The 14,899-nt window shown below is 60.0% G+C and carries 16 protein-coding genes; 11 read left to right on the top strand and 5 right to left on the bottom strand.

The window, feature by feature from the left end; all coding sequences use genetic code 11:
• Nucleotides 1–95: 95 nt before the first annotated feature.
• Together soxR and PSH76_RS17280 are read left to right on the top strand one after the other, a co-directional pair.
• Entirely contained in the window at nt 96–545 is a 450-nt protein-coding gene (soxR, locus tag PSH76_RS17275) for a redox-sensitive transcriptional activator SoxR (protein WP_098952157.1), read from the top strand.
• 85 nt (nt 546–630) lie between these two features.
• On the top strand, nt 631–1,089 hold the full coding sequence (locus PSH76_RS17280; protein ID WP_305492663.1) for a VOC family protein: 459 nt from the start codon (nt 631–633) through the stop codon (nt 1,087–1,089).
• Nucleotides 1,090–1,195: 106 nt separating this feature from the next.
• Here the strand turns inward: PSH76_RS17280 and PSH76_RS17285 are convergent, their stop codons facing one another.
• Genes PSH76_RS17285 through PSH76_RS17300 form a run of 4 tightly spaced genes read right to left on the bottom strand, consistent with a single transcriptional unit; the run spans nt 1,196 to nt 5,667 of the window.
• Nucleotides 1,196–2,428, bottom strand: a complete 1,233-nt coding sequence (locus tag PSH76_RS17285) for an MFS transporter (RefSeq protein WP_098952160.1) — start codon at nt 2,426–2,428, stop codon at nt 1,196–1,198.
• Nucleotides 2,425–3,141: a 2OG-Fe dioxygenase family protein gene (locus tag PSH76_RS17290; RefSeq protein WP_098952162.1), complete on the bottom strand. Its 717-nt coding sequence runs from the start codon at nt 3,139–3,141 to the stop codon at nt 2,425–2,427. The genes PSH76_RS17285 and PSH76_RS17290 overlap by 4 nt, the downstream gene beginning before the upstream one ends.
• Before the next feature lie 4 nt (nt 3,142–3,145).
• A complete protein-coding gene (locus PSH76_RS17295) occupies nt 3,146–4,513 on the bottom strand; it encodes an acetyl-CoA carboxylase biotin carboxylase subunit family protein (protein ID WP_305492664.1) in 1,368 nt (455 codons plus the stop codon).
• Nucleotides 4,510–5,667, bottom strand: coding sequence for a KamA family radical SAM protein (locus PSH76_RS17300; RefSeq protein ID WP_098952165.1), 1,158 nt, complete (start codon nt 5,665–5,667; stop codon nt 4,510–4,512). Before PSH76_RS17300 ends, PSH76_RS17295 begins: the two co-directional genes overlap by 4 nt.
• A 747-nt stretch (nt 5,668–6,414) precedes the next feature.
• Here PSH76_RS17300 and PSH76_RS17305 point away from each other — a divergent pair.
• Genes PSH76_RS17305 through PSH76_RS17340 form a run of 8 tightly spaced genes read left to right on the top strand, consistent with a single transcriptional unit; the run spans nt 6,415 to nt 12,559 of the window.
• Entirely contained in the window at nt 6,415–7,617 is a 1,203-nt protein-coding gene (locus PSH76_RS17305) for a PepSY domain-containing protein (RefSeq protein ID WP_032892555.1), read from the top strand.
• Nucleotides 7,614–8,150 carry a thiamine pyrophosphate-binding protein gene (locus PSH76_RS17310; RefSeq protein ID WP_305492665.1) on the top strand — a complete coding sequence of 179 codons (537 nt, stop codon included), beginning with the start codon at nt 7,614–7,616 and terminating at the stop codon, nt 8,148–8,150. The genes PSH76_RS17305 and PSH76_RS17310 overlap by 4 nt, the downstream gene beginning before the upstream one ends.
• A complete protein-coding gene (locus PSH76_RS17315) occupies nt 8,147–8,470 on the top strand; it encodes a hypothetical protein (RefSeq protein WP_014717808.1) in 324 nt (107 codons plus the stop codon). The genes PSH76_RS17310 and PSH76_RS17315 overlap by 4 nt, the downstream gene beginning before the upstream one ends.
• Nucleotides 8,467–9,027: a DUF6162 family protein gene (locus PSH76_RS17320; protein ID WP_014717807.1), complete on the top strand. Its 561-nt coding sequence runs from the start codon at nt 8,467–8,469 to the stop codon at nt 9,025–9,027. Before PSH76_RS17315 ends, PSH76_RS17320 begins: the two co-directional genes overlap by 4 nt.
• A 19-nt stretch (nt 9,028–9,046) precedes the next feature.
• Nucleotides 9,047–9,967 carry a metal ABC transporter substrate-binding protein gene (locus PSH76_RS17325; protein WP_138763397.1) on the top strand — a complete coding sequence of 307 codons (921 nt, stop codon included), beginning with the start codon at nt 9,047–9,049 and terminating at the stop codon, nt 9,965–9,967.
• Nucleotides 9,964–10,710 carry a metal ABC transporter ATP-binding protein gene (locus PSH76_RS17330; protein ID WP_305492666.1) on the top strand — a complete coding sequence of 249 codons (747 nt, stop codon included), beginning with the start codon at nt 9,964–9,966 and terminating at the stop codon, nt 10,708–10,710. Before PSH76_RS17325 ends, PSH76_RS17330 begins: the two co-directional genes overlap by 4 nt.
• Nucleotides 10,707–11,606 (top strand): metal ABC transporter permease, encoded by a 900-nt coding sequence (locus PSH76_RS17335; RefSeq protein ID WP_003190154.1) that lies wholly within the window; start codon nt 10,707–10,709, stop codon nt 11,604–11,606. The genes PSH76_RS17330 and PSH76_RS17335 overlap by 4 nt, the downstream gene beginning before the upstream one ends.
• Nucleotides 11,606–12,559, top strand: a complete 954-nt coding sequence (locus PSH76_RS17340) for a metal ABC transporter solute-binding protein, Zn/Mn family (RefSeq protein WP_305492667.1) — start codon at nt 11,606–11,608, stop codon at nt 12,557–12,559. The genes PSH76_RS17335 and PSH76_RS17340 overlap by 1 nt, the downstream gene beginning before the upstream one ends.
• A 146-nt stretch (nt 12,560–12,705) precedes the next feature.
• On the opposite strand, the gene PSH76_RS17345 is transcribed toward PSH76_RS17340, so the two are convergent.
• Nucleotides 12,706–13,419 carry a UTRA domain-containing protein gene (locus tag PSH76_RS17345; protein ID WP_003190151.1) on the bottom strand — a complete coding sequence of 238 codons (714 nt, stop codon included), beginning with the start codon at nt 13,417–13,419 and terminating at the stop codon, nt 12,706–12,708.
• A gap of 351 nt (nt 13,420–13,770) precedes the next feature.
• Here PSH76_RS17345 and PSH76_RS17350 point away from each other — a divergent pair, with 351 nt between their 5' ends.
• Nucleotides 13,771–14,847 (top strand): ABC transporter substrate-binding protein, encoded by a 1,077-nt coding sequence (locus PSH76_RS17350; protein WP_003190150.1) that lies wholly within the window; start codon nt 13,771–13,773, stop codon nt 14,845–14,847.
• Nucleotides 14,848–14,899: the final 52 nt, after the last annotated feature.

Here is a 14,899-nt window from a genome sequence, read left to right on the forward strand (position 1 = left end):
CTCCCCTCGCTCTGTAGGCAGAATCTTGCGATTCGATGCCACGCAGGGTAAAACCTCTAGTTAAGTCGAGGTCAAGCACTGTTTGGGAGAGGTTCATGCTCACTAAGGAACTCAGCGTCGGTCAGCTCGCTGCCCGCAGCGGCGTCGCGGTGACTGCCCTGCACTTCTACGAGGCCAAAGGGCTGATCAAGAGCAATCGCAATGCCGGTAACCAGCGGCGTTACCCACGGGATGTGCTACGGCGGGTGGTGCTGATCAAGATCGCCCAGCGCTTGGGCATTCCGCTGGCCAACATTGGCGAGGCATTGCAGGCCTTGCCCGATGGGCGCACACCCAATGCTCAAGACTGGGAGCGCCTGTCGGCGTTGTGGCGTGAAGACCTGGATGAGCGCATCAACAAGCTGATACTGCTACGCGACAAGCTCAATGGCTGCATCGGGTGCGGGTGCCTGTCGATGGAGGCGTGCCCGTTGCGCAATCAGGACGATAAGCTCGCTGAGCATGGGCCAGGCGCCCAGTTGCTGGAGCCCACCACACAGCCTTGATAAAAAGCACCTCGTCGGCTGCCCGCAGGCCACGCATTACCTGGCCTATAGTGAAATGCTCGTACCTCGACTCAAGGAGAACGTTATGAGCGTTAAAGCTATTCCCGAGGGTTATCACGGCATTACCCCCTATCTGGGCATCAACGAGGCCGCAAAGGCGATCGAGTTCTACAAGAAGGCCTTTGGCGCCTCAGTGTTCATGCGCCTGGACATGCCTGACGGCAGGGTCGGCCATGCGGAACTGCGCATTGGCGAAGCGGTGATCATGCTGGGCACACCCTGCGACGAAACGGCCCTGCGCAATCCGGACGCACATCCCAGTGTCGGCCTGCACCTGTATGTAACTGACGTGGACAAACAATTCAAACAGGCGGTTGGTGCCGGCGCCAGTGAGGTGTCCAAGCCGCAGGATCAGTTCTATGGGGATCGCTCGGCGAGTGTGAAGGATCCGTTCGGGCACCTGTGGTTCCTGGCCACCCATAAGGAGGACCTGACCGAGAAGCAAATCCGCCAACGTGCCATGGAGATGTTCAAGCAAAATTAACCCTGTGGGCGTGAGCTTGCTCGCGCCTGCAACACGCCACACCTTGCCCCAGGTTCCAACCGGCCTACTCCGGCAAGTTAAAGGCCTCTGTGGCGTTTGGAACATGTCAAGGGTTCGTCGATCTGACACCCCGGTAGGCATTGCGCCCCAGCCATATCGTCATGACCAACAAGGCGGTCAATGGCAGCCCATGGAACAACACGATCACCTGGGCCGGCGTCCACGTCACATAGAACGGCCCGACCACCAGCATGCCCACGCCAAAACCGGCCATCTGGATCAGGGTCAAGAGGCTGAACAACGGCAAGCGGAGGCTATCGGGCTCGCTTTGCGCACGGGAAATCAACGCCACCTCGGACAATCCATCGCCCAACCCTGCCCACACCACCAGCAACAGCGCCAGCCACAGTTCGGTCTGCTGGAATGTCAGGATAAAGCCGCTGGACATCAACGCCACACCGAGCATGAACAAGCGCTCCATGCCTTGGGTGCCACGACCTTTCAACACTGCACTGGCGATGCGCGCGCCAACAAACTTGCCACAGGCCCACACGGCCAGCAGATAGCCCATGACCGTCTTGGCCGTGTCCGGTGAAATATACTGCGACAGCACTGGCCAGCCAACGTTATGGGCCGCACTGCCGAGGGTGTCGAGCATACTGATCAGCAACATCGCAGCCAGTACCGGCGCACCGCGCAACCCCTTGGTCAGCTCGTGCCATTCAGCGGCGAGCCCGCGATGGACGGCAACAGCAACGCTATATAACGCGCGCAAGGGCAAGACCAGGCAAGCGGCAATCACATAGGTGCCGATGTTGACGGCAAACACCGCTTCAAATCCGCCCGTGGCAATCAACAAGCCGGAGAGCAAACTGCCGAAGACCGCGCCGGTGGCGGCCGCCGAGGTGATCCATGCGTTGGTATTTACCCGCTGTTCAAGCGCGACCCAGGTGGGCAACTGACTGTTGAGGCCAATGGCAAACAGCGAATTGCACAGGCCGATGCCGAAGGCGATAAAGGGAAGAAGGGTGAGTTGATGGGCCGGTAACAACACCAACAGGGGCGTCAGCAACAGCGCCCGGGCCAGGTCCAACCCCGCCAACGTCCCACGCCCGGCAAACCGCCGGAAAAACGGGATGCCAAACAGGCTCGCGACAATCCCGCCGGTGACCCGGCACGCCAGGAAGATGCTGACAAACACTACGCTCTGGCTGAGCCAGTACACATAAGTGGACAACGCCACCATGTTGAGGAACGCGCCAAAATCCGACACACCGCGGGCAAAGATGATCAGGCGAGCGTTGCGGGTCGACAGATTCAGTTGTTGATCGTGGCTCATGCAGACTGTGCCTCCTCGACACTGCGCAGGCTTACCAAGAGCACATCGCGCCAGGCCGGTGCCGTCGCCAGCCGCGGTCGCACCTCCCCGGCCCGATGGTAGAAGCCACGGTCGTTGATCACGATAGTCTCCAGAAATTTCTCCATCGGCAGTTTCAGCAGCCGGCTGTGCTCCGTTTCGTCGGCAAACACCTCCGACACCACCGGCACCGTGTTGCATTCGCCAATAAAGTGCATGAACACCCAATCCAGGCCGTCCTGGTGAATCCCCGATGTGGTCGGGCTGCTCGATGACACATCCGCCCGCACCCGGAACTGGTGAATATCGATCGTATAGGTCTGTTCGCCCAGGTGCGGGGCAATCACCGCAAGGTCCGTCGCCAGCAGCTTGTGCATGAGTGGGTGCTCGATAAAGCCTTCCTCGCTATAGCTCAGGTGGTTCACACCCTGGCGATAGTTCACCGCGTAGGTGACCGGCGATTTGAACGCCGTATTCCTGTCGATCTGCAATTGCCGTGACGGTAACAGACGATAGCGCAAGATGCGCCGCTCGCGGTGGGTATAAGTCCTGAACGCCTCGTCGCGCACCAGGTTGTCCCAATACGCACGAAAGCTTTGCTCCTCACCGGGTTCAACGTTGACCAGTTCGCGAAAGTCCGGGCGATGACAGAAGTGATGTTCGCGCAAAAGCGCCGAAATCTGATGGATGTCCATATCGCTATCCTGCAACCGGTGGATCGATGAGGATGCGCAGGTGTTGCTGCAACGCATCGTGCAAGGCATGGGCGTCGGCGGCATTGCCAACCCGGGCCCAGCATTTGAGCAAATAATGCTCCTCGATATCCGCGTCAATGTAGTGGCCGGGGTCCTGCGGGGCATATTCCAGCACCGAGCGGTGTTGGTCCAGGAACTGCAGGCCGTCAATGCCCCTGAAAAGGCCACTGTGCTGCGGATAAATCGCCAGCATCGCGTAGTGTTGCCCCGCATCGGCAACCTTATGTGCGCCAGCCTCTAACTGTGCATTGATGCCCTTCTCGCCCAACAACAATCCCATGTACAACTGATAAGGATCGATACCGGCCAAGTCGCGGAACGCCGAGTTCACATACAGTCCGCCCAGGCGCGGGTTGATCTCGATGGCCACCGGCCCTGCGTCCGTCATGCGAAACTCGAAATGCACCACAGCGTTGGTCAGGCCCACCGCGTGCAGGCAGTCCACCGCGTACCGGCGGATCTGCTCGCATTGGGCCTGGCTGAACGACGTCGGCGGGGAAATCAGCAAGTTCTCAAGGACCGTGCCGCTGCGCTCGGTCAGCAGCAGTTTTTCATTGATCAGCAGCGGATGGACACGCTCGCCGACAATCACACATTCCACACTGCCTTCGATGCCAGGAATATAACCTTCCAGCAGAATGCTGTGGCCTGGCAGGTATTCACGCCGCAGCCCATCCTCAAGTGGCAGGGCGTGCGCACAGCCGTAGAAGTCCGCATACGCGGCGGCGCCATGATCACTCACAAAATGCCGATAGTGGCTGCGTAGCTCCTCCCAGCTCGAGCATTTTTTGATAAACGCTGAAGCCCCGCCAAAGGGCGGTTTGGCGATCAGTGGATAACCCACGCGCTCGGCGCCTTGCTGGAGTTCCTGTTCGTTGTTGCACAGCACGAACGGTACCGAACGCAATTCGTGCTGTTTCAACACGCGGCGCATCAAGAACTTGTTATTGCACGCGGCAATCGCCCCTGGGTGGCTGTAGACCAAGCCCAACCGCTGACACGCCTGCGCAACCATACAGCCCACCTCCCCTTGTGCGGACGGGTGCCCGGCCTGGCAGAAAATCCCCCGCACCTGATAACGCCCGTCTAACTGTCCGACCAACTCCAGAATAGACTGCTCACTGAGCGTTTCGAGCAGGAACACTTCGTCACTGTCGTCCTTGAGTCGTTGCAAGTGCTTGTGCCCAGCCACGGCGGCCGTCAAACACGCCAAGCCGTCGGCGCGGGCCACCGTGAAATGCGGTTCCCGGTAGCGGTAGCGAGCGCAAGTGCTGTCATCTACATCAATAAACAGAATCGCAGCCTGTTTCATACCGCATCCTGCCAGCTGCACCATTGGCCCTCCCAGTTGCGAAAACGGTAAGTGCGCTGCCCATCGCGGACTTCAAAATGCGGTAAGTCTTCAGGTTTTTCAAAGTCCAACAACGGCACGGTGAACTTGCCTTGTGCGTGAGGCAGTACATATTCGGGCAGGGCAATATTCGATACGCGGCGTTTGAGCCGATCCATTATGGCGATGGCTTGGCTGATCGACGCCTTATACTCTGAAGCACCGGGTGAAAACGGCATGAAGTGATATAAGTAATATGGCTTTACGCCCAGACGATAAAGATCAATGAATAGTTTATGCAACGTCGTTTCATCATCATTCACGCCACGCAACAGCGGCATGTTAGAGAATACAATCGGTACCACACCCTGAATCCGTTTAACCGCGACGGCAAAATCAGCACTGAGCTCAAGCGGGTGGCAGACATGCACACCAAATGCATTGACCTTGTACTTCTCCAGCATCGCCACTAATTCATCGGTCACGCGAAACGGGTTGAAACTCAAGGCCCGCGAATGAATGCGTATCAGCAGATCATCACGAATGCCGCGCAATGCGGCCAGCATCTCCTCAAGCTTGCGGTCGGCCAGCATCAGTGGGTCACCGCCGCTGAGAATCACCTCTTCAATCGCTGGGTTACCGCGGATGTACTCCACCGAATCCTTGAACGAGTCGGTGTTGGCGTTAGCTTTGTCGGTGCCCACCTGCAGCGTGCGCAGCGCCTCGAAACAGAACTGGCAATAGGCATTGCACGTGTTGGTGGTGCGCAGGATCACGCGGTTGTCGTACTTGTGCTGGCAGATGGGCGTCTTCATCTCATGATTGAGTTCCCAGTTTTCGGAACTGCCGTCGTAGTCGCCCTGCACCTGTTCGCTCCAATACGGTACTACCTGGCGCCACAGGGGGTGGTCCATCACCTCTGCGGTGGTGAGTGAACGCTTGATCAAATCAATGTAGTAAGGCGTGATCTGCATCTTGCGATCTTGCAAGTTGTGCTCGATATGCGCCGTTGTGGCCTCGTCCCATCCACCGCAGGCATTGCGCAGTGCAGGTTCATCGCGGATGGCATTCTTCTGCTGCCAACGCCAGTCTTGCCATTGAACTGAACGATGCATGGTTTGATCAAAAATCGACATGAATTTGAACTCTCTGTTAAGACATAGGGTCGCGTACTTTTCCAGCGCAGGAAAAGTATTATTCGCAGCAATGACAATCGACGGGCAGGCGAGAGACCACGATCAAGTAACTAACTTGATCAACGGCACCAGAGAGATATAACAGTTCAGCACGTGATGGCACGAATAAACGACTAGCACGGTCATGCGATTAACTTCCTTTTTATAAAATCCGACTTCCAAGTCCGCACTCACTAAAGCCGATGCCCGCCAATGTGTCAATACAATAACCTTGTAGTCCCTCTGGAATTAACCGGCACCCGCGCCAACACCCCGTAATGACAAGGGGTGCTTTCGTTCAAGCCAAGCTATTTGAAAAACAAATAACACTGAAAGTAACTATAGAGAGCGTTATTTCTACTTATACAACTACGTAGCCGCACTTCAGCTGAGCCAGGGGTTGGCCGCGAGGTAGTGGCGCTCAAATGCATAGCTGCTGACGACATCACACAGCGGCATGATCACGTCCTTGGAGGTCTGCCCCGGCCTAACGCAAGCCGCTGAACGCCTGCGGGCTGGTGTATCACGTATTCGATCAGCGCTGAAATCCGGCCTGAATGTGAACCTGAAACATTTTCTTTCATATCCGCCTTAGGGATTTCTCATTCTCATCCGTCTTAACTTAGATACAGCCTGTCGCGTCAGCAAAAGCTACGACTGGCCTTTTCCGGGCCTCCATCGCCCCCTCCGATCAAGACCCTCATTGATATGTCGAAGAAGTCACGCTCCAAACTCTGGTTTCTCGTCCATAGCTGGCTGGCGTTGCCCATCTGGTTCTTTGTACTGATTGTCTGCGTCACCGGCACGCTGGCCGTGGTCAGCCAGGAAATCGTGTGGCTGGCCAACCCGGATATCCGCGCCAGCAAGCCGTCGGATGACGCTCAGCCGCTGAGCTACGACCAAGTGATCGCGGCCATCAAACGCGAAGAGCCCCGGGTGTTCGTTCAGTCAATCAGCCGTCCCGACGAATCCCATTTCGCTCTGAGCGTAGACCTCAGCTATCCCGACGGGCGCTCGGTCGAGGTCTACGTCAACCCCTACACCGGAGCAATCCAGGGCATAAGCCCTTCGTTCAATTTCCAGGAATTCACTCGCGCCCTGCACGGTTGGTGGCTTGTACCGTTCACCAACGGCTACAGTTGGGGCTGGTATCTGGTCTCTGCCCTCGGTATTCCGCTGCTTGCTTCACTGGTCACAGGACTGGTGGTTTACAAGAAGTTCTGGAAGGGCTTCCTACGCCCGACACTGCGTGTGCGCCACGGTGCACGGATTTTCTGGGGCGACTTCCACCGGTTGAGCGGCATCTGGTCGATCTGGTTCATTGCTGTGATTGCCGTCACCGGCATCTGGTTCCTGATCCGCGCCATCCTGGGGGACAACCACATTTCGATTTCCACCGAGCCCGTCATCCCGGTGATTGCCCGGGATAAGGTGCCAATGTCGGCGCCTGGTGTACCGGCGCCGATGATTCCCATTGATGACGCGATCAAAATCGCCACGCAGCGTATCCCCGGCCTGGAGCCAAGTTTCATCAGCCTTCCCATGAATGCTTACAGCCACCTGCAGATCGGCGGACGGGGCTGGTATCCGTTGATGTACCAGACTGCACAGATCAACCCCTATGACGGGGAGGTCGCCGCCGCGCACCTGCTGTCCGACCGCTCGAAACTGGAATTTGTCACCGAGTCGATGCGCCCACTGCACACCGGTGACTTCGGCGGCTTGTGGGTCAAGCTGATCTGGGCGTTCTTCGGCCTGGTGCTGAGCATGATGGTATTGAGCGGCTTGCTGATCTGGACCAAGCGCACCGCCCTGGCCACCCTCAACGCCCTCAAGCGGGAAACTAAGACGCAACGTCAATCCGCTTCCATCCCGGCCATGCGCGCTAAAACCTCGGAGGCCCAGCGATGAGCAAGGTCGCGACCGTACCGCCGTCCCCGCTGCGCGCCTTTTGGCTTAAATGGCGTTTCCATATCAACATCCTGCTGTTGCTGGTGCCGTTGGGGTTCATGCCCAAGTACTTTGCCGACGCCGCACTGTTTCGCGGGGATGCCGGCATCGGCGAGCGCGTGGCCGGGCAGGTACAAGTCGGCCCCTGGAGCCTCACGCTGGCTGAGTTTCGCAACAAAGGCCCGAGCCCGAACCCGGCTGGCCCGATGAAGTTTTTCAACGCCGCCCTGTGTGATACCTGTGCCGAGCAGGTCAAGGCTACTTACCTGCGTATCGGCAAACCCCGCAGCCTGCGCGCCGCCGGGGTGATCTTCTTCGGCACGCCGTACCGTATGGGCGCCGCCCTGCCAATCCCCGAACGCACCCCGGTGGACGCCGAAATATGGGTGACCATGGAAGGCTGGGACGGCAGCATGCACCAGGGTTCCATCCCGCTGAGCCAGGCCTCGCCTGCCACCATTGCCTGGCTGAACAAGCAAGGAGTCAAACCATGACGTTCAAGCGCCTCACCCGCGCCGCGCTGTTGCTGTGCGCCGGCCTGAGTACCACCGCCTTCGCCCACAACCCGATGTGCGAATGCAAGGAAATCCCCGGCGAGCAGATCCAGTGCAAAGGCGGTTTCTCCGACGGCAGTGGCGCCCCCGGCGTAACCCTGGATGTGATCGGCTACGACGAAACCATCCTGGTGCCAGGCAAGCTCGGCGAGGACTCGACCCTGACCTTCAAGAAGCCCGCCGCCGAGTTCTACGTGCTGTTCGATGCCGGCCCCGGCCACGTGGTGGAAATCGACCAAGCGGATATCCCGTCGCAATGAGTACCACACAGGTTGTACGCCCCGCCGGGGCGGGCCACGAAACCCTCTATGTGCTGCTGTTGTGCCTGATCATCCTCGCGGTGGCGGGCACCGTCGTGGCGCTGCACGGGGAAACCCAGGAAGTCGCGGCGGTGCCAAGCCACCAGTTGGACGCCCGCCGCGACCTGAGCGCGGCCGAGCAAGGCATCTATGCCGACCTGCGGGTGACCCTGGATGAAATCCACCTGTTGCAGCAGGAGCACAGCGCCCTGCCGACGCCTGAGCAACTGGCCGAAGAAGGCTTCGCGCCGTTTGCCCAGGACGCCAGTTCGGTCAGCCGTGGTGGCCATCGCTGGCAGTTGCTGGCACCGGCCGCCTACCTGGGTTTGAGCCAGGCGCCGGCTACCAGCGGTTCACTGCTGATGCGCGTGCAAGGCAGTGAGCCGGATATCTGGCTCAACCGCAGCGCCAACCTTGCCGCCCCATCCGACCTCACTGACCAGGCGCTGATCGCGGCCGGCTGGCAGCAGGTGGTCGCGCAATTCGATGCCGGCGTCACCCGCCAGCACCGTCACTGAACGAGAAGACCGATTGCCCATGCCTATGTCATCGCCCCTGTTACGCCTGTTAATGGTTGGCCTGTTCAGCCTGATGCTCGCTCCCCTTGCCAATGCCGAGGCCGCCAAGCGCCTGCGTATCGGCATTACCTTGCACCCCTATTACAGCTACGTAGCCAATATCGTGGGCGACAAGGCCGAAGTGGTGCCGCTGATTCCCGCCGGTTTCAACCCCCACGCCTACGAGCCGCGCGCCGAAGACATCAAGCGCATCGGCACCCTGGATGTGATCGTGCTCAACGGCGTCGGCCATGACGACTTCGCCGACCGCATGATCGCCACCAGCGAGCGCCCGGACATCAAGGTGATCGAAGCCAACGCCAACGTGCCGCTGCTCGCCGCCACCGGTAACGCCGCACGCGGTGCGGGCAAGGTGGTCAACCCGCACACCTTCCTGTCGATCAGCGCGTCGATTGCCCAGGTCAATAACATTGCCCGCGAGCTGGGCAAGCTCGACCCGGACAACGCCAAGACCTACACCCAGAACGCCCGCGCCTACGGCAAGCGCCTGCGCCAGATGCGTGCCGACGCCCTGGCCAAGCTGACCAGCGCGCCCAACCCGGACCTGCGCGTCGCCACCGTGCACGCAGCCTACGACTACCTGTTGCGCGAGTTTGGCCTGGAAGTCACCGCCGTGGTCGAGCCGGCCCACGGTATCGAGCCAAGCCCCAGCCAGCTGAAAAAGACCATCGATGAACTGCGTGCTCTGGATGTGAAAGTGATCTTCTCGGAGATGGACTTCCCATCCACCTACGTCGATACCATCCAGCGTGAATCCGGGGTCAAGCTGTACCCGCTGTCGCATATTTCCTACGGCGAATACAGCGCCGAGAAGTACGAAGTGGAAATGACAGGCAACCTCAACACCGTGGTACGCGCGATTCAGGAGTCGGGAGCATGACCGCGGCGCAGCAACTGAACGCCGTCAGCGTCGGCCCCACTCTGAACTTCGACCAGGTCTCCCTGACCCTGGGGCGCACCGTGATCCTCGACGGCGTGAGTTTCCAGGTACAGCCGGGCAGCATCCATGCGCTGGTCGGCCCCAATGGCGGCGGTAAAAGCTCGCTGATCAAAACCCTGCTGGGGCAAACACCCCATCAGGGGCGTTTGAGCCTGGAATGGCCAACCACACCCGGCACCATCGGTTACGTGCCCCAGGCGCTGGAATTTGACCGGGGCCTGCCGATGACCGTGGACGATTTCATGGCTGCCATGTGCCAGCGTCGCCCGGCGTTTCTCGGCCTGTCCAGGCATTACGCGGCGGCGATTGGCGATGCCCTTGAGCGCGTCGGCATGCACGACAAGCGCAAGCGCCGCATGGGCGCGTTGTCCGGCGGTGAGCGCCAGCGCGTGCTGCTGGCTCAGGGGCTGATTCCGGCGCCGAAATTGCTGGTGCTGGATGAGCCGATGTCGGCTCTCGATGAGGCCGGTATCCAGGTGTTCGAACGCTTGTTGACCGACTGGCGCCGGGCTGGGATTACCGTGCTGTGGATCGAGCACGACCTGGAGGCCGTGGGCCGCCTGGCCGACCGCGTCACCGGTCTGAACCGCCGCGTGCTGTTCGACGCCACACCGAAAGAGGCGCTGACCCCGGACCGCCTGCTCACTCTTTTCTCCACCCACCCTCGGAGCCCGGCGCCATGAGTTATGAAGCCTTTCGCTTGATGGTCCAGGGCTGGGCCTCTTCCGGTTACCTGCCCGAAGCCCTGGCCTATGGGTTTGTGGTCAACGCCCTGCTCGCCGGCTTGTTGATCGGCCCGGTACTCGGCGGCCTGGGGACGCTGGTGGTGGTCAAGCGCTTTGCGTTTTTCTCCGAAGCGGTCGGCCATGCCGCGCTGACCGGCGTGGCCGTGGGCATCCTGCTGGGCGAACCCTATACGGGGCCCTATGGCAGCCTGTTTGGCTACTGCCTGCTGTTCGGCATCCTGCTCAATTACCTGCGTAACCGCACCGGCCTGGCGCCCGATACCTTGATCGGCGTGTTCCTGTCGGTGTCCCTGGCGCTGGGGGCAAGCCTGCTGCTGATCCTGGCCGGCAAGATCAACGTGCACATTCTCGAGAACGTGCTGTTTGGCTCAGTGCTGACGGTCAACGGCAACGATCTGCTGGTGCTGGCCATTGTCGGCTCGCTGGTGATGGCCCTGGCATTGCCGCTGTACAACCGCATCATGCTGGCCAGCTTCAACCCGCAATTGGCGGCAGTGCGCGGGGTGGCGGTGAAAAGCCTGGACTACCTGTTCGTGATCCTGGTGACCCTGATCACCGTGGCCGCGGTCAAGGTCATCGGCGCAATCCTGGTCGGTGCCTTGCTGGTGATTCCTGCCGCGGCGGCGCGCCTGTTGAGCCAGTCACTCAAAGGGTTTTTCTGGATATCGGTGCTGATCGCTACCGTCAGCACCCTGTGCGGTATCCTGCTGCCGATCATCTTTGACCTGCCCATCCCCTCCGGCGCCGCCATCATTCTGGTTGCCGGTATCGCCTTCGCCTTCGCCGCCATCGCCCGTGGCGTTGTGCCCAGCCTCAAAGGGAATCTTGGATAATGCGCCCTGTCTTTCGCCCATTGGCCCTGGCCATCGCTTGTTTGATGAGTACGCCGGCGCTGGCCGTCGACGGTTTCGACGCCAAGGACTTCAAAGTCAACCAGGGTCTCGGTCACGCGGCCCTGACCAAGGCCAAGCAGCCGGTCAAGGTGCTGGCCTCGCTGCCGATTACCTACGGCTTGGCCGAGGCGCTGCTCGAAGGCACCGACGTAGCGCTTGAACGCGCCGCGCCAGCCAACCTGCCGGGTTCGCGGCAGGTGTCCTACTTCACCGGCCGCGGTGCTGCGGCACTGAACAAGTTGGCGCTGGACGCCGACGCGGCCATCGGCCTGCGCTCGCTGTGGGCCGATGACCCGCTGTACCCCGTGGCACGGCGCAGCAATATCCGCATCGTCGAAGTTGATGCCGCACGCCCGGTGGACGGTGGCTTGCCGGGTATCGCAGTACAACCGGGGGTCACCGATGGCTTGAACAGCCAACCCTGGCAATCAAGCAACAATATGGGGCGCATGGCCGACGTAATGGCCGCCGACCTGGGCCGCCTGGCCCCGGCAGCCAAACCCAGGATCGACGCCAACCTGGCCGCGCTCAAACAGCGTTTGCTCAAGCTCACCGCCGACAGCGAAGCGCGATTGGCCAAGGCCGACAACCTGAGTGTGGTCAGCTTGAGCGATCACTTTGCGTACCTGGTCAGCAGCCTGAACCTGGAAGTGCTCAGCACCGATGCACGCCCCGATGCCGAGTGGACGCCTGAGGCGCTGCAAAAACTCAGCAGCGCGTTGAAGGACAACGACGTGGCGGTGGTGCTGCATCACCGTCAACCCAGTGATGCGGTCAAAGCCGCCGTCACTGCCGGCGGCGCCAGACTGTTGGTATTGAATGTGGACGGTGCCGACCCGGTGACAGAGCTGGAAAGCAATGTGGACCAAGTGATCAAGGCACTTACGCCCTAGGCAAGCCACCGATCCGTCAGCGATAAACTCGGTTCAATGTGGGAGCTGGCTTGCCTGCGATACGGGCGCCTCGGTTTATCAGGCCTATCGCGTCGATGCCATCGCAGGCAAGCCAGCTCCCACATGGGTTCGCGGTGCACCAGCCGCTACACCACATCCACCCCCACATGAATCGCATCATGCCGCCAGAACTCCAGGTCACAATCGATCAGGCGTTGATGCTGGTCGTAGTTGACCCGGGCGATGCGCAAGCCCGGGCTGCCCACCGAGACCCGCAGCGCAGCGGCCGCTTCCACCGGCAATGAGGTCGGCACAATCTCGAAACGCACCCGCCCGTAGTGCAAGTCATATTTGCTGGCATACAGCTCAGTCATCGACTGATTCAAATCACACGCCAGGATCCCCGGAAAATACTGCGGGTTCAGGTAGTGCTCCACATACAACACCAAGCGCCCGTCAATCCTGCGGCCCCGGCAAATCTGGATCACGCTCGATAACGCCGGCAATTGCAACCACGCGCACACCGCCGCCGACGCCGGTTGCAAGCGTGCGGAAATAACCTGCGTGGAAGCCTCGCGCCCCTGGTCGCTGACCATGGCGTGAAAGTGGCTGCGCTGCATCAAGTTATAGGCCAGCCGTGGCGGCGAGACGAACCAGCCCCTGCGCTCTTCACGGTAAATCTGCCCTTGGGCTTCCAGTTGTAACAAGGCTTCCCGCACGGTAATCCGAGTGGTACCAAACAACTCGCTGAGCTTGCGTTCGGCGGGCAGTTTGCTGGCAGGCGGCAACAGGCCATGGTCGATCTGCTCTTGCAGCGCCAGGCCGATGGAAGTTACCGCCTTGATTGCCTCATCACGCATCAACGTTACCTATCTGGACTAGACCAGCACCGTTCAGGTGCACAAAACGCGCTCTATCTGGGCTTTTGCTGCTGTATGCCAGCCTAGGCACTCCAGATGACCGACAGATGACAAAGGCTGTCGACTGCCTCTACCACACCCTGCAATACATCGGCCAAGTCCAGGGCCTGCGGGCACTTGGGCATGGTCTACGCTAAGTCGAAGCTGAGCGACATCAGCGCTTCAAAAACGACATCGACATGAAACTGTCATCCAGGGGGCCTAGATTGGCTCAGGTATTGCTGACCTAGACCAAACCACCGCTAACGTTCAGATAAAACGCCGCGTTGAAAACGCCCAAAGGAGCTTCGGATGAAACAGCTTTTCCTGGCATCACTGTTAGGCTCGACCATTGCCATGTGCACCGCCGCCATGGCTGCTGATACCGATCTAAAAACCTTGGAAGCCGCCGCCAAAGCGGAAGGCGCCGTCAACAGCGTCGGCATGCCCGATGACTGGGCCAACTGGAAGGGCACTTGGGAAGACCTGGCCAAGACCTACGGCCTCAAGCACATCGACACCGACATGAGCTCGGCCCAGGAAATCGCCAAGTTCAAAGCCGAAAAAGACAACGCCAGCGCCGATATCGGTGACGTGGGCGCGGCCTTCGGCCCGATCGCGGTGAAGCAGGAAGTCACCCAGCCGTACAAGCCGTCCACCTGGGCCCAGGTGCCGGATTGGGCGAAAGACAAGGACGGTCACTGGGCCTTGGCCTACACCGGCACCATTGCCTTTATCGTCAACAAGAAGCTGCTGCATGGCTCCGAAGTGCCTACCACCTGGGCTGACCTGCAAACCGGCAAGTACAAGGTATCGGTGGGTGACGTGAGCACCGCCGCCCAGGCTTCGAACGCAGTACTCGCCGCGGCCATCGCCAACAAAGGCGACGAGAAAAACATCGCGCCGGGCCTGCAATTCTTCACCAAGATCGCCCAGCAAGGTCGCCTCTCGCTGTCCAACCCGACCATCGCCACCATGGAAAAAGGCGAAGTCGAAGTGGGCCTCGTCTGGGACTTCAACGGCCTGAGCTACAAGGCCAAGATGGCCAACCCGGATGACTACGTGGTGCTGATCCCCTCGGATGGCTCGGTTAAATCCGGCTACACCACCATCATCAACAAATACGCCAAGCACCCGAACGCCGCCAAGCTCACCCGCGAATACATCTTCAGCGATGCCGGCCAGCTCAACCTGGCACGTGGCAATGCGCGCCCGATCCGCGCTGAAACTGACTTGAAACTGCCGGCAGACGTTGCCAAGAACCTGATCCCGGGCGAGCAGTACACCAAGGCCAACCCGCAGCCGATCAAGGATGCCGATGCCTGGGAAGCGACGTCCAAGAAGCTGCCACAGATGTGGAACGAGCAGGTCATCGTAGAAATGAAGTAAGGGTTTACCCCACATTGGAGATCCAGTGGAGATCCAATGTGGGAGCGGGCTT

It is taken from the genome of Pseudomonas sp. FP215 (assembly GCF_030687795.1).
In the GTDB taxonomy this organism is placed as follows: domain Bacteria; phylum Pseudomonadota; class Gammaproteobacteria; order Pseudomonadales; family Pseudomonadaceae; genus Aquipseudomonas; species Aquipseudomonas salmasensis.